This is a genomic window from Bacteroides fragilis NCTC 9343 (genome assembly GCF_000025985.1).
GTDB lineage: Bacteria > Bacteroidota > Bacteroidia > Bacteroidales > Bacteroidaceae > Bacteroides > Bacteroides fragilis.
In genome coordinates this window covers 1,168,078-1,188,018 of record NC_003228.3, presented here as the reverse complement: position 1 = coordinate 1,188,018, position 19,941 = coordinate 1,168,078, and the positions used below count along the sequence as shown (strand labels likewise).

Here is a 19,941-nt window from a genome sequence, read left to right as displayed (position 1 = left end):
ATACACTCATTTAACGTTTGATTATTGAATATTGTTCAAACGCATTTCAAGGTCATTTTCGTCCACACACAGCACATCGCGTGCCTTGCTTCCCTGTGAGGGACCTACAATACCGGCCTTTTCCAGCTGATCCATCAAACGCCCGGCACGATTGTAGCCGATGGAGAATTTGCGCTGTATCAGCGAAGTAGATCCCTGCTGGTGAATCACAATCAACCGGGCAGCTTCCTCAAACAACGGATCGAGCCGTCCCATATCGACTTCACCCAAATCACTACCGCTATCTTCACTCACATATTCGGGCAGGAAGAAGGCGGTAGGATATCCCTGCTGACGTGAAATATACTTGGTGATTTCTTCCACTTCGGGCGTATCGATAAATGCACACTGTACACGTACCGGATCGGCTCCCTGAAGGAAGAGCATATCACCGCGACCGATCAACTGATTGGCTCCCGGACGGTCGAGGATGGTACGTGAGTCCATCATCGCTGACACGCGAAATGCGATACGTGCCGGGAAGTTGGCCTTAATAGTACCTGTAATGATATTGGTAGTCGGACGCTGGGTTGCGATAATCATATGAATACCTACGGCACGTGCCAACTGCGCAATACGGGCGATCGGTAGTTCTATCTCCTTACCGGCTGTCATAATCAAATCACCAAACTCATCAATAACCACTACGATATAAGGCATAAATTTATGCCCCTTTTCCGGATTCAGGCGGCGATTGATGAACTTCTCGTTGTACTCTTTAATGTTGCGCACATGAGCCATTTTCAGCAGATCATAGCGGCTGTCCATCTCTACACAAACAGAATTGAGAGTCTGCACCACTTTAGTTACGTCAGTGATGATAGCATCTTCACCATCGGGAAGTTTTGCAAGAAAATGATGCTCAATGACAGAATAAATGCTGAATTCCACTTTCTTAGGATCTACCAGAACAAACTTCAATTCGGCAGGATGCTTCTTATAAAGCAGTGAAGTGATGATAGCGTTCAAGCCGACAGATTTACCCTGCCCGGTAGCACCTGCCACCAATACGTGCGGCATTTTGCAAAGATCAACCATGAATACCTCATTCGTAATGGTTTTACCAAGTGCAATAGGCAAATCATAGGTTGACTCCTGAAACTTCTTACTACCTATAATAGACTGTCCTGAAACGATCTTCGGATTTGAGTTAGGTACCTCGATACCGATCGTACCTTTCCCAGGTATGGGAGCAATGATACGAATGCCCAACGCAGAAAGGCTCAAAGCGATATCGTCTTCCAAGCCACGAATCTTTGAAATACGTACTCCTTGTTCCGGAGTGATCTCATAAAGAGTTACCGTAGGTCCTACCGTAGCTTTAATCGTACTTATTTCAATTCCAAAACTACGCAATGTATTGATAATACGGTCTTTATTTGCATTCTGTTCCTCCATATTGATGGTAGGCTCACTATTTTCATAGTGTTTCATCAAATCGATAGTAGGAAAATGATAGTTCTCTAAATCCAGTTTAGGGTTGTAAGGTTCAGTCTCCGCACCCTGATAATTTTCATCATCGGCAGCAGGCTCTATCTCGAACTCAGGCTCTTTATCTGCCGACGCTGCCCGAAAAGGAGATACGGGATCAGGAGCTGTCTGTTCAAAAGTCATAGTCACATCACCATCGGATGTCACATCCCTATCTTCCGGAGTCACAGGCATTTCGGTTGAAGATTCGACAGGTGTTTCAGGCACAACAGTAGTTTCCACCTTTTTCACCGGTACTTCCTGACGGAAAGTACGATTTACATCAAATTCCACTTCCTGAGGTTTCGGGTTATCATATTCATGTGGTTGAGGGGCCTGAGTAACTTCAGCAAATTCTTCTTTTTGTTTACGCTTCAAGAAACTAAGACTAAAAAGCTTACGCAGCCAAATGATAGTGCGGGCACTCATATATATAAGGAAACAAATACCTGTTGCCAGAAGAATCAGCCATACACCCGGAATGCCGACTTGAGAAATCAGCCAATTACTGATGTTATAACCATGCAATCCACCCAGATAGATGAAGGAGTCCTGATAATGGTCCATAAAAACGAAACCAAGGAAAACAGAAAACCAAATGAGCAGCAATGAACATCCGATAAACCATTTCCAAAGGCGTACCACACGCACACGCATTAATTTGAGTCCGGCAACAGCCAGATAGATTAAAATAAAGAAAGAGGAAACACCAAAACAATCATTGATCAGGTAGCTTGCCAACTGAGCTCCCCGGGAACCTGCATAGTTCTTTACGTGATTGTTCACAGCAGCAAGGTCCTGGGCATTTCCGCTATCAATAATACTTTGGTCAGCTGCTCCAGTGAAAAAGAAAGAGGTAAAGGCCAGTAACAAATAGACTGAGAAAATGACCAGTACCAACCCGATTACAAAGTGAATTGTTTCGTTCCTGAAGAAAGCCACATATTTTTTTGTGGAAGCCGGCTTCTGTTCTGCTTCCTTATCTGATTTCTTTTTTGCCATGTGGATGATGAATCTTAAGCTATATGATTAATGATGCAAAAGTAGTAAAAAAAAGAATTTCATTGGACTACCCACAACTTTTTCTTACCTTTGCGTTTCAATTCAAGCAGATATGAAAAAAGAGAGTCAAGTAATATTTGATAAGAATGTGATAGAATTCGTTACAGTAGCCGCCGAGTTCTGCGCTTTTTTGGAACGTGCCGAAAGTATGAAACGCAGTACGTTTGTTGATACCACCCTTAAAATACTTCCTTTGCTTTATCTAAAAGCATCCATGCTTCCGAAATGCGAAATGATAGGTGATGAATCACCTGAAACGTATGTAACGGAAGAAATTTACGAAGTGTTACGCATCAACCTGGCATCCATATTGGCAGAAAAAGACGATTATCTGGAAGTATTTCTACCCGACATGGCTTACAGTGACGAACCGATCAAAAAGAATATTTCGGAAGATTTGGCCGATATCTATCAGGATATCAAAGACTTTATCTTCGTATTCCAGCTGGGATTGAACGAGACGATGAACGATTCCCTCGCCATCTGCCAAGAAAACTTCGGACTCTTGTGGGGACAAAAACTGGTAAACACCATGCGTGCCCTGCATGACGTAAAATATAGTCCGAAAGCCCGGGGAGAAGACGAAGAGGAAGAAGAGTACGAACCCGAAAACAATGAAGACTGTCACTGTGAAGATGACGACTGCCATTGTCACGATCATGGCTGCCATTGCCATGATGATGAATAAAAGAATATGATTTTAAAAAGAACCATAAGCAAAGAAGAGGTGAAGGAGATGCCCAAAGCAGCATTTCCCGGACGGATTCATGTAATACAGACTGAAAGTGAGGCGCAAAAAGCGGTGGCTTATCTGCAATCCCAAGCCATCTTGGGAATCGACAGCGAGACACGTCCCTCATTCACCAAGGGACATTCTCATAAAGTAGCATTACTTCAGATTTCATCTGACGAGTGTTGCTTTCTGTTTCGCCTGAACATGACCGGCCTAACCCAACCTATCATAGAACTACTTGAAGATCCGAAAGTAATCAAAGTGGGCCTTTCGCTAAAAGACGACTTCATGATGTTACACAAACGAGCCCCTTTCAATCAACAGGCATGCATTGAGTTACAAGAGTACGTCCGTCCTTTCGGCATTCAGGATAAGAGCCTGCAAAAGATATACGGTATCTTGTTTAGTGAGAAAATCTCAAAATCACAGCGTCTTTCTAATTGGGAAGCAGATGTACTGACGGATGCTCAAAAGCAATACGCAGCTACAGATGCTTGGGCCTGCCTCAACATATATCACTTATTGGAGGAACTGAAACGAACAGGAAACTACGAATTGGCTCCGGAAGAGGAAGCCACAGAGAAAGTAAAAGTAGGTTCAGATCAACAATAAAAGTAAAAACAACATAATAAATTTATGCATAAAGTATATCTTAAACCCGGCAAAGAAGACTCATTGAAACGGTTCCACCCCTGGATTTTTTCTGGTGCCATCGCCCACTTCGACGGCGAACCCGAGGAAGGTGAAGTAGTGGAAGTGTACACCTCAAAAAAAGAATTTATTGCCAAAGGGCATTTCCAGATCGGAAGTATTGCTGTACGTGTACTTTCGTTCAAACAAGAAGAGATTAACCACGATTTCTGGAAACACAAATTGGAAGTGGCCTACGACATGCGACGCAGTATTGGCATCGCTACCAATCCGACTAACAATACCTATCGCCTGGTACATGGAGAAGGCGATAATCTGCCCGGACTCGTTATCGATGTTTATGCCCGGACTGCTGTGATGCAGGCACATTCTGCAGGAATGCATGTAGACCGTATGGCCATTGCCGAAGCTTTGTCCGAAGTTATGGGTGATCAGATTGAAAATATCTATTATAAATCAGAAACGACCCTCCCATTTAAAGCGGACCTTTTCCCGGAGAACGGTTTCCTTAAAGGAGGAAGCAGCGACAACATCGCTCAGGAATATGGGCTGAAATTCCATGTAGACTGGCTGAAGGGACAAAAAACAGGATTTTTTGTAGACCAGCGTGAGAATCGTGCTCTACTGGAGCGTTATGCCAAGGGGCGGTCGGTATTAAATATGTTCTGTTATACCGGAGGCTTTTCCTTTTACGCCATGCGTGGAGGTGCCAAACAGGTGCACTCGGTAGACAGTTCTGCAAAAGCCATCGATCTGACTAATAAAAATGTAGAATTAAACTTCCCGGGAGATACCCGTCATGCAGCCTTTGCTGAAGATGCTTTCAAATATCTCGACCGTATGGGTGACCAGTACGACTTGATCATTCTTGATCCTCCGGCATTTGCCAAACATAAGGATGCGCTGCGCAATGCCCTTCAGGGCTACCGCAAGCTCAATGCCAAAGCATTTGAGAAAATCAAACCGGGTGGTATCTTATTCACCTTCTCATGTTCGCAAGTAGTGACCAAAGATAATTTCCGTACTGCTGTATTTACTGCTGCCGCCATGTCGGGCAGAAGTGTACGTATACTACATCAGTTGACCCAGCCCGCAGACCATCCGGTGAACATCTATCACCCGGAAGGGGAATATCTCAAAGGATTGGTGCTCTATGTAGAATAATCATTCCATAAGCATAAAAGCAGCAGCCTCAAAGTTAATTAGAGTTAACGAATAGAAGATTTTCATCAAATCATTATGTTATATAACATAAATCCCTTTATCTTTGCACTGTGTTTTTCATGGTATTAGATTTAAGGTTAATAAAGATTGGCTGTCCGGGAGGATAGCCTTTTTTTTATTTGTATATATGAAGAGAGAATAGATTACTGCGGGATCAATGAATAAACTTAGAAATAAAGATAGATATTCAGCCCTTTACCTCCTCCAATTTATTCATTGACTCTATTTGGTTAACAATCCATCTAATAATGCAAAAGAACCGTCCTGCAGCAGGTGGTGGATGACCTGTTTCTTTAATTAAATAAGCAGTAACCTCTACCTTTTATTTTTTTTGTTTTACTAACATAATCACCGGATTATCTTCTTCATTCAACCTAGAGGCTATTTCTTTCAATTTACCATCTTTCAGTTGGTCTTTCTTATAAATTTCAACAAGTCGGGCTGCATTTAGACTTGTGACGTCTTCAATTTCACGATTAATTGGTTTCGCTGTCATAGCCACTGTTCTTTTGTCCACATAGTCATCATTGTATATGGTAACTTGAAATACCGCCTTTTCTTCTTTGTCATACACCAGTTCATCAGCATAGAATCCGTTGCCCTTTTCAAAGTTAAATACATTTTTAACGGCTTCCATAAAGTAATAACGGTCGGTATGGATACCCATATAAAGAAAAACTTCCGGTTCCATGGTATGTGCAGAAGGAGTTCTTACAACAAAAGGACTTAATGTACCATCCGACGCATAGTTATACAATGTATCAGCCGATGTGTCCATAAGTGTACATTTCCCGTTACTCAGGCGTATCTGATAAGAATAATTTGCTATAAACCTATCTCCATCATTCACAATTGGTGTATCAATCGTTTTGAAAGGAATAAAAATATCACGGGTGATACTTCCATCCTGTTTTGATAGGATAATATGGTATGATTTGGTTCTATCCTCTCCTTTACTGTGATAATCTGACATATCATAGCAAATCAAATTATCTTTGTCATAATCGAAAATAGATGAAACTTCCCGATCAAGACTCAAACACCGTTTGAACTTTCCATAAAGATCATACACTAAGATTTTATTTCCCGGTGACTTTACGAATATTTCACCATTGTTTTCATCAAGAATAATCTCATTAATCCTCGCATATTCTTCTGCTCCTTGCCCCCGACGATTTATCTTCCTCACTCCCTTACCGGTTTTTCTGTCAAAAATAAAAATATCCCCATCATTATTCCTATTTGTTGCCAATATGTATTCTTTTCCCACATCCTGCACCAGACCTTGTGTAAGAAACTCGTCAGTGGTCTCCAACGCAACATATTCTACATCCATAAAGTCCTGAAGAATCAATTCTTTTTTAGGATAACTTTTCGAAACGTCAACAATGATTAAATCATTGTTTGACTGTATATTTTCTCCACACCCCACTAATACCACCAACAGAATGACTGCTAAAATCGTTTTTGTTTGTTTCATTTCAGTTATTGTTTATTTGATAAAGAAGAACCTGTTTAGAGCCTGTAAAAAAAATGGCTGAAATCTTTTTAATCTAAACTTTCCGTATCAGCCGAATAGTTTCTTTCTTTGAAGTAACCAAACTTTAAAAAAGATATATCAGACTGATTTTAAGGAAAGAGAGTGGCAATATATAACAAAAGTATTGAACCTGCAAGAAAGAAAGCGAAAATAAGATTTACAAATGGTTTAGAATGCCATTTTTTATTTAGTGAAGACCGGCTGCCAATGGCATATGCTTCCTCTTGACCTCCCTAAGTGGCAGTTGGTTTACTACTACTATCGCAAATGGGCGACCTTGTTGGATTTTGACTTGCTATTAGAGAAATTCCCTAAAGACCTTTTTTCCCTGCGCAAATAAAGAAGAAAACAAATGGATTTCCCCTCTTATCATAAGCCATTATAAACAAAACTATTACGATCATTCATGCGATCTTTACTCCGGCCCGCATACCCGGATAAGATTCAGACCATCTTCGCTAAAGATACGAAGGAAAACAAAATGCTTTTATAGGCATAAACAAATAAGATAACAGATACATCACACCATATGTCAAACCGTTACGTTTACGTTCTCTACTAAAACGAAGAGTGGAAGATGGAAGATCGAAATTCATTTTTCGTATGAGAAGCGTACAAAAGGTTTTAGAGTCCGCTGAAATCGTCCCCTCAAATACCGGACAAAGTTCGGTTGCCACACCTTCGTTATCGAAATAACAGGCTTTAAGATTATTATGGAGGAAAACTTAAACCGGCTCTTAGATTAAATAAGGTAGCAACGGATTATATATACCCACATTAAAAAAACAAATTATTAATCATACTTTTGCAGGTTTATTTCTGACATTTAGTCATTTATACAATAGAAGTAAGTCATTTGGAATAGACCGCTTTCTTTTTTATAGACCTTTCATTCTCTGTTTTTTCCGATTTTCTTTTCCCATTTTCCTTTTCTCATTTCCTTTTATTCCATGCTTTTTCCACTCTGTCAACTAAAAATATTATATTTGCACCTGATCTGCCATAGACAGGCACGACGGGAAACACATCAATAAAAGTTATGAATATAAAAAATCGTTTGATTATTATGAACTTCCTGCAATTCTTTGTATGGGGGTCGTGGTTAATTTCACTAGGTGGCTATATGGAAAGAGGCCTCCATTTTGAAGGTGGGCAAATCGGAGCCATTTTCGCAACAATGGGAATCGCATCCATTATCATGCCGGGAATAACAGGCATTATAGCCGACAAATGGTTCAATGCCGAACGCCTTTATGGTATTTGCCACTTGCTGGGAGCCGGCTGCTTGTTCTACGCTTCTACCGCCACCGACTATAATCAAATGTATTGGGCCATGTTACTCAATCTAATGGTTTACATGCCTACTCTTTCGCTCGCCAATACTGTTTCGTACAATGCACTCGAACAATATAAATGCGATTTAGTAAAAGACTTCCCGCCTATCCGTGTATGGGGAACCATCGGTTTCATTTGTGCTATGTGGGCAGTGGACCTTACCGGATTCAAAAACTCGAGTGCTCAACTTTATGTCGGAGCAAGCTCAGCATTACTTCTCGGACTGTATTCTTTCACTCTGCCCCCATGCCCCCCTGCAAAAAATCAGAGCAAAACCCTATTGTCTTCTTTCGGTCTAGATGCCCTCAGCCTATTCAAAAGAAAAAAGATGGCTATCTTTTTCTTTTTCTCGATGTTGCTGGGTGCAGCCTTGCAAATCACAAATACATATGGTGATGCATTTTTGGGGAGTTTCGCCAAAATACCCGAATTTGCAGACTCTTTCGGTGTCAAGCACTCGGTAATCCTGCTGTCCATCTCACAAATGTCCGAGACACTGTTTATCCTGGCCATTCCTTTCTTCCTGAAGCACTTCGGAATCAAACGTGTCATGCTCATCAGTATGTTTGCCTGGGTATTCCGATTCGGACTGTTTGGCTTTGGTGATCCGGGATCAGGCATCTGGATGCTGATTTTATCAATGATAGTATACGGTATGGCATTTGATTTCTTCAACATTTCCGGTTCTTTATTTGTTGAATTGGAAACCAAACCTGAGACAAGGGCCAGTGCACAAGGTTTGTTCTTCATTATGACAAACGGATTGGGCGCTGTCATCGGAGGATATGCCAGTGGAGCCGTAGTGGATGCATTCTCTGTATATGAAAACGGAATGTTGGCAAGTCGCAACTGGCCGGCTATCTGGTTCATATTTGCAGCATATGCACTGGCTATCGGTATTTTGTTTGCAATTGTTTTCAGATACAAACATCAACCGGGAGAACTTAAGAAAGTGAACAATTAACAATGGATAAGAAAGTAGAATTACAGGTATTGAACATTTCTAACAGCCAGGCGCAGGTAGGTGCCTATGCAATGGTATTGGGAGAAGTAGATGGCGAACGGCAGCTACCTATTATAATAGGACCTGCCGAGGCACAAGCTACAGCCATTTGCCTGAAAGGAATAAAGGCCCCACGCCCGCTGACACACGATTTATTCTATTCGTGTCTGAATGTTTTGGGAGCAACTCTGCTCCGGGTACTAATATACAAAGCCAAAGAAGGCGTTTTCTATTCGTATATCTACTTTAAAAAAGACGAAGAAATTATTCGGATAGATGCCCGTACCTCGGATGCAGTGGCACTGGCCGTCAGGGCAGATTGTCCTATCTTTATATACGAATCTATTCTTGAACGCGAGTGTATACGGTTGACAGACGGGGACGAACGTCCCGATACTCCGGAAGAGGATGAAAACTCACGCACGGAGCCGGTCAGCATTATTTCTCTTGAAGAAGCATTGAATAAAGCCATTCAAGAAGAGAATTACGAACTGGCAGCCCGACTTCGTGACGAAATAAACCGACATAAATAAAAGATATGCACGTATTTTATACCCCTGATATACAAACCAGCACAGAACTTCCTGAAGAGGAAGCACAGCACTGTGTACGTGTGCTCCGCCTGACAGCCGGAGATGAAATTAGTCTCACCGACGGAAAGGGAAACTTCTATCGGGCAGAGATCAGCGTGGCAACCCATAAACGTTGCCTGGTGAATATTAAAGAAACAATTTACCAAGAGCCTTTGTGGGACGGACATCTGCACATTGCTATGGCACCCACAAAAAATATGGATCGTAATGAATGGTTTGCTGAAAAAGCAACTGAAATAGGGTTCGACGAATTAACATTCTTGAACTGCCGCTTCTCCGAACGGAAAGTAATTAAAACCGAACGCATTGAAAAGATATTGGTGTCTGCCATCAAGCAATCGTTAAAAGCACGTTTACCGCGTCTGAACGAGATGACTGATTTTTGCACATTTATCGAAAAAGACTTTAAAGGGCAAAAGTTCATTGCCCACTGTTACGAAGGAGAGAAACCTTTACTGAAAGATGTCTTGACAAAAGGAGAAGATGCCCTGGTGTTGATCGGACCGGAAGGTGACTTCAGCGAAGAGGAAGTCAAGAAAGCAATCGAGAAAGGATTTGTCCCTATTAGTTTAGGCAAATCGCGACTGCGCACAGAAACAGCAGCATTGGTGGCTTGCCACACAATGAATATGTAATTTACAGAAATAAAAAAGATAGTAATTATGGTAAAACGAATGATTTCCCAACTTTCGGTACTGGCAGTACTGATCGTTTTCATGGCAGCCTGCTCCAAGAAAGCGGAATATATCCATGTGATTCCGGCCGATGCTTCGGCTGTTGCTTCCATTAATCTGAATTCTCTTGCTGACAAAGCCGGCTTGAATGATAAACAGAATGAAGGGATGAAACAAAAAATGATGGAAGCCCTGAAAAGCGGAATGAATGCAGCTGCTTTCCAGCAACTGGAAAAAATAATGAAAAATCCTTCTCAATCGGGGATTGATGTCAAAGCTCCTGTATTCGTATTTACTTCCAAGACTTTCATTAGTCCCACTATAGTTGCCAAAGTCAGTAATATCGAGGACTTGCGTGCTTCGCTCGACTTAATGGCCAAAGAAGGAATCTGCCAGCCTATAGCAGAAGAAGAGGGGTACAGTTTCACATCCTTGCAGAAGAACAATCTATTGGTCTTTAATGAAAATGCAGCAGTTTTGACAGAAGCCTACGGAACTTCTCAAATGGATGTTGCCAAACAAACCATCTCCACACTGCTCAAACAGACCGAAGAGAACAGTATCGCCTCAAACGGCAGTTTCCGGAAGATGCAGGATCAGAAAGGAGACATCAACTTTTTTGCTTCAATGGATGCGGTTCCCAAAATGTATACTCAACAAATCAGTCTGGGACTCTCTTCACAAATCGACTTGAGTGAAGTAAAAGCTGTGGGTAACCTCAACTTTGAGAAAGGAAAAATCGCTCTGCAGATCGAAACCTACTCGGATAATGCAGAGACGGATGCGTTACTGAAGAAACAGGCTCAAGCTGTTAAAAAGTTAAATACAACTTTCCTCCAGAACTTCCCCGAATCGACTCTCGCATTCTTAAATATAGGAGTCAATGGAGCAGCATTCTACGATTTGCTGTTCAATAATGAAGAATTCCGTAGAAATGTGTCTCTTGCGAAAGCCGATGAAGTAAAAAGTTTATTCGCCTCTTTCGATGGAGATATTTCCATCGGACTAATTAATGTAACCTTGAACAGTGTTCCTACTTTTGCTGCTTATGCAGATGCAAAGAACGGAAATGCCCTGAAAGCATTGTACGACAATAAGAAACAATTAAAATTAGGTAAAAACGAAGATATTATCCAATTGGGCGAAAACGAATATGTTTATAAGTCAAGAGCAACCAACGTATTCTTTGGCATCCGCAACAAGCAGATGTATGCCACTAATGATGAACTTCTGTACAAGAGTATCAGCAAACCTGTAGAGAAATCAATCAAAGATGCCGGATATGTATCGGATATGAAAGGCAAAAATGTATTCTTTGTTATCAATATGGATGCTATTCTCGATCTCCCTGTTGTGAAAATGATGGCCGGATTCGGCGGCGAAGAATATCAAACTTATTATAAACTCGCTTCAAAAATTTCGTATATCGAGGCATTCAGTGACAGCGAAGGTAAGACCGAAACAGCCATTCTTCTGAAAAACAAAGACGACAATGCTTTAAAACAGATAGTAGACTTTGCCAAGCAGTTCGCCGGCATGTAATCTTCAACGTGTATGGACAGCATTCACCTACAGCAAACACTTCCCCAAGTGTTTGCTGACCGTAATTCGATAACTTCGGATGTATGGCATCGGAATCTTGTTTTCCATAAAGGAAAATCTTACCTGATCGAGGCTGCCTCCGGTACCGGTAAATCATCGTTGTGCAGCTACATCTACGGCTACCGAAACGACTATCAGGGAATCATCAACTTCGACGAAACCAATATCAAAGCATATCCGGTGAAGCAATGGGTGGAAATCCGGAAGCATTCACTGAGTATGCTTTTTCAGGATTTACGCATTTTTACGGAGTTGACCGCCATCGAAAACATCCGACTAAAGAATAACCTGACCGGATATAAAACCCGAAAAGAAGTATTATCACTGTTCGAAGCATTGGGACTCTCGGACAAACTGAACGTGAAGGCAGGCAAACTTTCTTTCGGACAACAACAGCGAGTGGCGTTCATCCGATCGCTTTGTCAACCTTTCGACTTCATTTTCCTGGACGAGCCTATCAGTCATTTGGACGACAACAATGCACGTATTATGGGAGAACTGGTAATGGAAGAAGCCAGCAAACAAGGGGCGGGAATCATCGTAACGTCCATCGGCAAGCATATCGAGTTAACGTATGACAGAATATTGAAATTATGAACAACTTAGTCTGGAAGCTGCTCCGTCAGCATATCAGCATCGGTCAGTTGACCGGTTTCTTCTTTGCCAACCTTTTCGGAATGGTTATTGTGCTACTCAGCGCACAATTCTACAAAGATGTAGTTCCCATCTTTACCGAAGGGGATAGCTTTATGAAGAAAGATTATATGACAGCTACTAAGAAAATCAGTACGCTGGGATCTTTTGCGGGCAAGAGTAACACTTTTTCGTCTGAGGAAATAGAGGAACTGAAGAAACAACCGTTCACCCGGAGCGTAGGTGCTTTCACTCCTTCGCAATTTAAAGTCTCCGCAGGATTGGGAATGCAGGAAGCAGGAATTCACCTTTCTACCGAAATGTTCTTTGAGGCCGTTCCTGATAAGTTTGTAGACGTCAGCCTCGATAAATGGCATTTTGATGAAAACACGCACACCATCCCTATCATCATTCCGCGCAATTATCTGAATTTATATAACTTCGGATTTGCCCAGAGCCGAAGCCTGCCTAAACTATCGGAAGGGTTGATGAGCCTGATCCAAATGGATATTCTGATGCGGGGCAACGGACGGGTTGAGCAATATAAAGGAAACATCGTCGGCTTTTCCAACCGGTTGAATACTATTTTGGTTCCACAATCTTTTATGAACTGGGCTAACCAAAACTTTGCACCGGATAGCCAGCCGGACCCTTCACGGCTGATTATTGAAGTAGACAATCCCGCTGATGCCTCCATTGCAAAGTATTTCCAACAAAAGGGTTATGAGACAGAAGACGGAAAACTGGACGCCGGGAAAACCACTTATTTTCTGCGTCTGATTGTGGGTATTGTCCTTGCAGTGGGACTATTTATCAGCATACTCTCTTTCTACATTCTGATGCTCAGCATTTTTCTGCTTTTACAAAAGAACACCGTGAAACTGGAAAGTTTGCTTCTGATAGGTTACAGCCCTTCAAGAGTAGCACTCCCCTATCAGATTCTTACACTAGGACTCAATGTTGTTGTACTGTTACTATCCGTCGGCATTGTTTCGTGGGCACGCACCTCTTATCTTACGACACTGAACCTGTTGTTTCCACAAATGTCTGTCGGATCTCTCTGGCCAACTTTCGCCATAGGTATATTTTTATTCTTATTGGTGTCTTCCATCAACGTTATTATACTGAAAAAGAAGATGTTGTCAATATGGATACACAAAGCATAGGAGAGATTAGGGCATAAAAAAAGGAGCAACGCCTTGCTCCAACCTTTGTTAACCTTAAATCTAATACTATGAAAAACACATTGCAAAGATACGTACTCTTTGGTTATCTGCAAATAATACAAGAAAAAAAGTATGTTTTATAACACCATTTAAGAGTTTAACACCTGCTTTTCACTTCCTTTTTCATATCTTTGTAACGTTATTAATAAAGATATGACCATGCCGGACTATGATCTGATTGCCATTCTTGGCCCTACCGCTTCGGGTAAAACCCCTTTTGCTGCCGCATTGGCCGCAGAGTTAAATACTGAAATCATCAGTGCCGATTCACGCCAAATCTATCGGGGAATGGATCTTGGTACAGGCAAAGACCTGGAAGACTACACTATTAACGGCCGACAAATCCCTTACCACCTGATAGATATTGCTGATCCGGGCTATAAATACAATGTATTTGAGTATCAACGTGATTTCCTGACAGCTTACGAGACTATTAAACAAAAAGGATGTCTCCCCGTTCTATGTGGAGGGACAGGCTTGTATCTGGAGTCGGTACTAAAAGGCTATCGCCTGATTCCAGTTCCCGAAAACCAAGAGTTGCGTGTACGCCTGGCCGAAAAATCATTGGAAGAACTGACTGCCATTTTAAGCAGTTATAAGACACTTCACAATTCGACAGACGTGGATACCGTCAAACGGGCAATCCGTGCTATCGAAATAGAAGAGTATTATGCAAAGACACCAATAGAAGAACGGGAGTTCCCACAACTGAACAGCCTGATTATCGGAGTGGACATCGACCGTGAATTGCGACGGGAGAAAATCACCCGCCGCCTTAAACAAAGACTGGACGACGGGATGGTTGAAGAGGTACGTCGTCTCCTGGCAGAGGGAATTCAGCCGGATGATCTGATTTATTATGGATTGGAATACAAATACCTGACTTTGTACGCCATTGGCAAAATGACATACGATGAAATGTTTACCGGTCTGGAAACTGCCATCCACCAGTTTGCCAAACGGCAAATGACCTGGTTTCGGGGAATGGAACGAAGAGGTTTCACCATTCATTGGGTAGATGCTTCACTCCCAATGGAGGAAAAGATTAACTTTGTAAAGCAGAAACTCAAAGAGTTTTAGTAACTTTGGCGAAGCTCTTAACCGTTTTTGTTTCATTTATCAGTTCGTCCCGCAAGTGTGGGTCCATGCGCCCGGCTACCCAAGCCCATCAGTCCGGGAACGGAGGCAGATGAGCCCTCAAGCGCAGGGCGAGTTAATGGATAAAGAGAAAGGTAATAAATAGCCTATGATAACCGGTTAAGTCAGTGCAAGTCTGTTGTTAATATATGAATGATCGGTCGTTTAACAAAAAGATCGGTCACCATACAGAGAAGTTAGAAATAAAAGTACGAAATAATAAATATAATATCCATGAGCGTAGAACCTGGAAAATGGGGTGTAATCTACAATCCCAAAGCAGGCACACGAAAGGTGCAGAAACGGTGGAAAGAAATAAAAGAGTACATGGACTCTAAGGGAGTGTCATACGACTATGTGCAGTCCGAGGGTTTCGGATCGGTAGAACGACTCGCCGGCATTCTGGCCAACAACGGTTATCGCACCATCGTAGTAGTGGGCGGAGACGGTGCATTGAATGATGCCATTAACGGCATTATGAGTTCGAACGCAGAAAAAAAAGAAGAGATAGCCATCGGTATCATTCCCAACGGAATAGGAAACGACTTTGCCAGATACTGGGAATTGAATCTGGAATACAAACAAGCAGTAGACTGGATTATCAATAACCGCCAAAAGAAAATAGACGTGGGTTACTGCAACTTTTACGATGGCGAAAAACACCAACGACGTTACTTCCTCAATGCAGTCAATATAGGATTAGGTGCGCGTATCGTAAAAATCACGGACCAGACCAAACGTTTCTGGGGAGTAAAGTTCCTCTCCTATCTGGCAGCTCTCTTCCTGCTGATATTCGAACGCAAGCTTTATCGTTCACATCTCAAAATTAACGACGAACACATCCGCGGACGGATTATGACAGTCTGTGTGGGAAGTGCCACCGGATACGGACAAACCCCAAGTGCCGTACCCTATAATGGCTGGCTGGATGTATCGGTCATCTACCGCCCCGAGTTCCTGCAAATCTTGTCCGGACTGTGGATGCTTATTCAAGGACGCATATTGAACCACAAAGTGGTGAAATCCTACCGTACCCGAAAAGTAAAAGTATTGCGTGCCCAGAATGCCGCCGTCGACCTTGACGGACGCTTGTTGCCACGCCATTTCCCGATTGAAATAGGAATTATCCCGGAAGCAACCACATTGATTATACCCAATTGATAAAACATAAATGTTATGATAGAACAACTGAAGAACAATAAAACAGGAAATTTTTTCCTGTTAGCCGGTCCTTGCGTCATCGAAGGCGAAGAGATGGCTATGCGAATTGCAGAAAAAATAGTAAATATCACCGATAAACTGGGTATTCCCTATGTATTTAAAGGTTCATACCGTAAAGCCAACCGTTCTCGCTTGGATTCATTCATGGGAATTGGTGATGAAAAAGCGTTGAAAGTTCTCGAGAAAGTACACAATACCTTCGGAGTGCCTACCGTAACCGATATTCACGCAGCCGATGAAGCAGCCATGGCAGCCGATTATGTAGACATCCTGCAGATACCCGCTTTCCTCTGCCGGCAAACGGACTTACTGGTCGCTGCTGCTCAAACCGGAAAAACGATTAATATCAAAAAAGGACAGTTCCTCTCTCCGCTTGCCATGCAGTTTGCAGCAGACAAGGTGATAGAGGCCGGCAACAAGAACGTTATGCTGACTGAACGTGGAACAACTTTCGGTTATCAGGACCTGGTCATCGACTACCGGGGCATACCGGAAATGCAATCTTTCGGTTATCCGGTCATCCTGGATGTAACTCATTCATTACAGCAACCCAACCAGACGAACGGTGTAACAGGCGGTATGCCGCAATTGATCGAAACGGTAGCCAAAGCCGGCATTGCCGTAGGAGCCGACGGTCTCTTTATTGAGACACACGAAAATCCGGCAGTAGCCAAAAGCGACGGTGCCAATATGTTGAAACTTGACCGGTTGGAAGGCTTATTGACTAAACTGGTGAAAATTAGAGAAGCAATTATGTGATTTACTTCCCGGTAATGCGACTGATAGAAAAAACAGTAAGAAGGTAATTCATCTCAGGAGATGCTGGAAGTCCGGATTCTCAATACATAAATAGGATCTATGCGCTCTGAAACTCCTGCGGTGAGTGGAACTTAAAACAGTATAGCAATGAAACATTTATTCCGTGGTTTACTTTTGGTTGCAGTCATCTTATGCTGCAACTTCCAACAGGCCTTTGCACAGCAAATGCCGCCCATCCCTATCGACAAGAACGTACGTATTGGAAAGTTGGACAATGGTCTGACCTACTACATCCGTAAGAACAATCTGCCTGCCAACCGGGCTGACTTCTACATTGCCCAGAAAGTGGGTTCTATTCAAGAAGAAGAAAATCAACGCGGATTGGCACACTTCCTGGAACACATGTGTTTTAATGGGACAACTCACTTCCCCGGTGATGCCTTGAAGCAATATCTGGAGCGTATCGGCGTTAAATTCGGTGAAAACCTGAACGCATATACGGCTATCGATGAAACGGTTTACAATATCTCCAATGTACCCGTCAAAACTCCCGGTGCAGTAGACTCCTGCCTGCTGATTCTACACGACTGGAGCAATGACCTGACACTCGATCCGAAAGAGATTGATAAAGAACGCGGCGTCATCAATGAAGAATGGCGTACACGCATGAGTGCCATGATGCGTATGCAAGAGAAGCTTCTGCCAATGATGTATCCGGGTGACAAATACGCCCATAGCTTCCCCATCGGCACCATGGACGTAGTGATGAATTTTAAGCCGCAAACCTTGAGAGACTATTACGAAAAATGGTATCGTCCCGACTTACAGGGAATCGTCATCGTCGGTGATATCGATGTAGATGCCGTAGAAGCTAAAATCAAAACAATGTTTGCCGACATCCCTGCACAGCCTAATGCGGCAGAACGTATCTACTATCCTGTCGCAGACAATAAAGAACCGATTATCTGTATCTTGAAAGACAAGGAACAGCCTCATGTCCAAGTTCTACTCTTCAATAAACACGAAGCAGTTCCCGATAACCAGAAAGGAAATGTGGACTATCTGATACAGCAATACGCCAAGAATCTGATCAGCATTATGCTGAATGCACGTTTGAACGAACTGGTTCAGACAGCCAATCCACCCTATATTTATGCAGGAGCAGACGATAGCAACTTCTTTGTTGCCAAAACCAAAGATGCATTTCTGGGGATCGTGGTTTGCAAAGAGGACAGCATCGAAAATGGTATCGCCGCCATGCTCCGCGAATTAGAACGTGCCCGCCAATTCGGCTTCACCGAAACAGAATACAATCGTGCCCGTGCCGAATACTTGCGTCAGTTGGAATCTTCTTACAATGAACGTGACAAACAGAAGAACGAAAAGTATGTAAATGAATATGTCCGCCACTTTCTTGATAACGAACCTATACCGGGCATAGAGAACGAATATACAATCATCAACCAGATCGCCCCCAATATTCCGGTGGCAGCAATCAACCAATTGATGAAAGGACTGATTACAGACGACAATCAGGCGCTGGCCCTTTTCGCACCCGAAAAAGAGGATCTGAAACTACCATCCGAAGCCGCTATCGCAAAACTGCTGAAGGATGCAAAAACCGAAAAGCTGACTGCCTACGTAGATAAAGTATCAGACGAACCCTTGATGGCTGAAGCGCCGAAAGGTGGTAAGATTGTTTCGGAATCAAAAGACAACATCTTTGGAGCAACTACTTTGACCCTTTCTAACGGAGTAAAAGTGATTATAAAGAAAACTGATTTCAAAGCAGATGAAATCCGGATGAAAGGTGTCAGCCTGGGAGGTAGTTCCGTATTCCCGGATTCGGAAATCATCAATATAAATGGTCTGGATGCAGTCGGAGTCGGTGGTTTGGGTAACTTCAGTGCTGTAAACCTTGAAAAAGTGCTCGCCGGAAAGAAAGCATCGGTTAGTTACGATATCGCAAACAAGACCGAAAGCGTTTCAGGAAGTTGTTCACCCAAAGATTTCGAAACGATGATGCAACTCACTTACCTTACATTTACAGCACCGCGTAGAGACGATGATGCATTTGCCTCATATAAAAATCGTAATAAAGCCGCATTAAAGAATCAGGAATTGAATCCGAATGTGGCCTTCAGCGACTCTATCCAAGCCGGCATCTATATGAAACACCCGAGAATCATACGCATAAAAGCCGACATGGTGGATCAAATGGATTACGACAAGATTCTGTCTATGTATCAGGATCGCTTCAAAGATGCAAGTGACTTCACATTTATCTTTGTCGGTAACGTAGATGTAGAGAAGATGAAACCGGTAATTGCCGAATATCTGGGTGCGCTCCCCGCCGTTAACCGCAAAGAAACTTTCAAAGATAACAAAATTGAAATGCGTCAAGGCATTTACAAGAACGAGTTTACCAAGCAGCAAGAGACACCGAAAGCTTCCGTTTTCGCTTTCTACAACGGAGATTGCAAATATGACCTGAGAAACAACCTCTTGCTTAGCATGACAAGCCAGATTCTGGATTTGATCTACACAGAAAAAGTACGTGAAGACGAAGGAGGTACATATGGTGTATATGTAGGCGGAACGCTACAAAAATATCCAAAAGAAAAAGCAATCCTGCAAATCATCTTCGATACGGCTCCCGAAAAGAAAGAGAAGCTGATGAAGATCATTTTCGGAGAAATCGATAACATAACGAAAACAGGCCCGTCGGAAGCCAACTTGAACAAAGTGAAAGAATATATGCTGAAAAAGCATACCGAAGACCTGAAAGAAAACAGCTACTGGCTGGGAAGTATCGACGAATACTTATATACCGGCATGAACCGCATGAATGATTATGAAAAGATAGTCAATAGCATTACGGTGAATGACATCCGGAAATTCGCTGACGACCTCTTCAAACAGAAAAATGAAGTGGAAGTGACAATGGTCAGCCCGGAAAAGAAATAATAAGACCTTGCAGCACGCAGATGATGCAACCCAAACAGATAAGAAGTTGTATTATCTGCGTGCTCTTTTTTG

Annotated in this window: 15 protein-coding genes and 1 pseudogene; 14 read left to right on the top strand and 2 right to left on the bottom strand. The window is 42.6% G+C overall.

Going from position 1 to position 19,941, the window contains the following annotated elements; genetic code table 11:
* Positions 1-21 precede the first annotated feature (21 nt).
* Positions 22-2,511, bottom strand: coding sequence for a DNA translocase FtsK (locus BF9343_RS04480; protein ID WP_010992250.1), 2,490 nt, complete (start codon positions 2,509-2,511; stop codon positions 22-24).
* 112 nt (positions 2,512-2,623) lie between these two features.
* On the opposite strand from BF9343_RS04480, the gene BF9343_RS04475 reads away from it, so the two are divergent.
* From BF9343_RS04475 to BF9343_RS04465, 3 genes are read left to right on the top strand one after another with little or no spacing between them, the layout of a single operon-like run.
* Positions 2,624-3,259 (top strand): DUF5063 domain-containing protein, encoded by a 636-nt coding sequence (locus BF9343_RS04475; protein ID WP_005785376.1) that lies wholly within the window; start codon positions 2,624-2,626, stop codon positions 3,257-3,259.
* A gap of 6 nt (positions 3,260-3,265) precedes the next feature.
* Complete coding sequence (locus tag BF9343_RS04470) at positions 3,266-3,916, top strand: 3'-5' exonuclease (RefSeq protein ID WP_005785374.1); 651 nt, start codon at positions 3,266-3,268, stop codon at positions 3,914-3,916.
* Between the two features lie 24 nt (positions 3,917-3,940).
* Positions 3,941-5,119 (top strand): class I SAM-dependent rRNA methyltransferase, encoded by a 1,179-nt coding sequence (locus tag BF9343_RS04465; protein ID WP_005785371.1) that lies wholly within the window; start codon positions 3,941-3,943, stop codon positions 5,117-5,119.
* A 382-nt stretch (positions 5,120-5,501) separates the two neighbouring features.
* Here the strand turns inward: BF9343_RS04465 and BF9343_RS04460 are convergent, their stop codons facing one another.
* Positions 5,502-6,659 (bottom strand): 6-bladed beta-propeller, encoded by a 1,158-nt coding sequence (locus BF9343_RS04460; protein ID WP_010992249.1) that lies wholly within the window; start codon positions 6,657-6,659, stop codon positions 5,502-5,504.
* 232 nt (positions 6,660-6,891) lie between these two features.
* Here BF9343_RS04460 and BF9343_RS23880 point away from each other — a divergent pair.
* The 11 genes and pseudogenes from BF9343_RS23880 to BF9343_RS04410 all read left to right on the top strand — a co-directional run.
* Positions 6,892-6,990 (top strand): annotated as a pseudogene (locus BF9343_RS23880) (transposase); the annotation flags it as partial.
* 768 nt (positions 6,991-7,758) lie between these two features.
* The gene (locus BF9343_RS04455; protein WP_010992248.1) at positions 7,759-9,018 is read left to right on the top strand and encodes a nucleoside permease; all 1,260 of its coding nucleotides are present in this window, start codon (positions 7,759-7,761) and stop codon (positions 9,016-9,018) included.
* Positions 9,019-9,020: 2 nt separating this feature from the next.
* Positions 9,021-9,590 (top strand): bifunctional nuclease family protein, encoded by a 570-nt coding sequence (locus BF9343_RS04450; RefSeq protein ID WP_005785364.1) that lies wholly within the window; start codon positions 9,021-9,023, stop codon positions 9,588-9,590.
* Positions 9,591-9,595: 5 nt separating this feature from the next.
* Positions 9,596-10,285 (top strand): 16S rRNA (uracil(1498)-N(3))-methyltransferase, encoded by a 690-nt coding sequence (locus BF9343_RS04445; RefSeq protein ID WP_005801224.1) that lies wholly within the window; start codon positions 9,596-9,598, stop codon positions 10,283-10,285.
* Between the two features lie 27 nt (positions 10,286-10,312).
* Positions 10,313-11,866 (top strand): DUF4836 family protein, encoded by a 1,554-nt coding sequence (locus BF9343_RS04440; RefSeq protein ID WP_010992247.1) that lies wholly within the window; start codon positions 10,313-10,315, stop codon positions 11,864-11,866.
* A gap of 12 nt (positions 11,867-11,878) precedes the next feature.
* Positions 11,879-12,523: an ATP-binding cassette domain-containing protein gene (locus BF9343_RS04435; RefSeq protein WP_005785358.1), complete on the top strand. Its 645-nt coding sequence runs from the start codon at positions 11,879-11,881 to the stop codon at positions 12,521-12,523.
* Complete coding sequence (locus tag BF9343_RS04430) at positions 12,520-13,725, top strand: hypothetical protein (protein ID WP_005795935.1); 1,206 nt, start codon at positions 12,520-12,522, stop codon at positions 13,723-13,725. The genes BF9343_RS04435 and BF9343_RS04430 overlap by 4 nt, the downstream gene beginning before the upstream one ends.
* Positions 13,726-13,944: 219 nt before the next feature.
* Complete coding sequence (miaA, locus tag BF9343_RS04425) at positions 13,945-14,865, top strand: tRNA (adenosine(37)-N6)-dimethylallyltransferase MiaA (RefSeq protein ID WP_005795937.1); 921 nt, start codon at positions 13,945-13,947, stop codon at positions 14,863-14,865.
* A gap of 291 nt (positions 14,866-15,156) precedes the next feature.
* A complete protein-coding gene (locus BF9343_RS04420) occupies positions 15,157-16,083 on the top strand; it encodes a diacylglycerol/lipid kinase family protein (protein ID WP_010992246.1) in 927 nt (308 codons plus the stop codon).
* Positions 16,084-16,098: 15 nt separating this feature from the next.
* Positions 16,099-16,902, top strand: coding sequence for a 3-deoxy-8-phosphooctulonate synthase (gene kdsA, locus BF9343_RS04415; RefSeq protein WP_005785350.1), 804 nt, complete (start codon positions 16,099-16,101; stop codon positions 16,900-16,902).
* Positions 16,903-17,049: 147 nt separating this feature from the next.
* Complete coding sequence (locus tag BF9343_RS04410) at positions 17,050-19,869, top strand: M16 family metallopeptidase (RefSeq protein ID WP_010992245.1); 2,820 nt, start codon at positions 17,050-17,052, stop codon at positions 19,867-19,869.
* The last annotated feature ends 72 nt before the right edge of the window (positions 19,870-19,941 follow it).

Excerpts from the sequence above, each read along its gene's own strand:
- BF9343_RS04435 (WP_005785358.1), top strand. The coding sequence starts at position 11,879 with ATGGACAGCATTCACCTACAGCAAACACTTCCCCAAGTGTTTGCTGAC.
- BF9343_RS04450 (WP_005785364.1), top strand. The coding sequence starts at position 9,021 with ATGGATAAGAAAGTAGAATTACAGGTATTGAACATTTCTAACAGCCAG.
- BF9343_RS04410 (WP_010992245.1), top strand. The coding sequence starts at position 17,050 with ATGAAACATTTATTCCGTGGTTTACTTTTGGTTGCAGTCATCTTATGC.
- miaA (WP_005795937.1), top strand. The coding sequence starts at position 13,945 with ATGCCGGACTATGATCTGATTGCCATTCTTGGCCCTACCGCTTCGGGT.
- BF9343_RS04460 (WP_010992249.1), bottom strand. The coding sequence starts at position 6,659 with ATGAAACAAACAAAAACGATTTTAGCAGTCATTCTGTTGGTGGTATTA.
- kdsA (WP_005785350.1), top strand. The coding sequence starts at position 16,099 with ATGATAGAACAACTGAAGAACAATAAAACAGGAAATTTTTTCCTGTTA.
- BF9343_RS04420 (WP_010992246.1), top strand. The coding sequence starts at position 15,157 with ATGAGCGTAGAACCTGGAAAATGGGGTGTAATCTACAATCCCAAAGCA.
- BF9343_RS04465 (WP_005785371.1), top strand. The coding sequence starts at position 3,941 with ATGCATAAAGTATATCTTAAACCCGGCAAAGAAGACTCATTGAAACGG.
- BF9343_RS04445 (WP_005801224.1), top strand. The coding sequence starts at position 9,596 with ATGCACGTATTTTATACCCCTGATATACAAACCAGCACAGAACTTCCT.
- BF9343_RS04455 (WP_010992248.1), top strand. The coding sequence starts at position 7,759 with ATGAATATAAAAAATCGTTTGATTATTATGAACTTCCTGCAATTCTTT.
- BF9343_RS04440 (WP_010992247.1), top strand. The coding sequence starts at position 10,313 with ATGGTAAAACGAATGATTTCCCAACTTTCGGTACTGGCAGTACTGATC.
- BF9343_RS04475 (WP_005785376.1), top strand. The coding sequence starts at position 2,624 with ATGAAAAAAGAGAGTCAAGTAATATTTGATAAGAATGTGATAGAATTC.
- BF9343_RS04470 (WP_005785374.1), top strand. The coding sequence starts at position 3,266 with ATGATTTTAAAAAGAACCATAAGCAAAGAAGAGGTGAAGGAGATGCCC.
- BF9343_RS04430 (WP_005795935.1), top strand. The coding sequence starts at position 12,520 with ATGAACAACTTAGTCTGGAAGCTGCTCCGTCAGCATATCAGCATCGGT.
- BF9343_RS04480 (WP_010992250.1), bottom strand. The coding sequence starts at position 2,511 with ATGGCAAAAAAGAAATCAGATAAGGAAGCAGAACAGAAGCCGGCTTCC.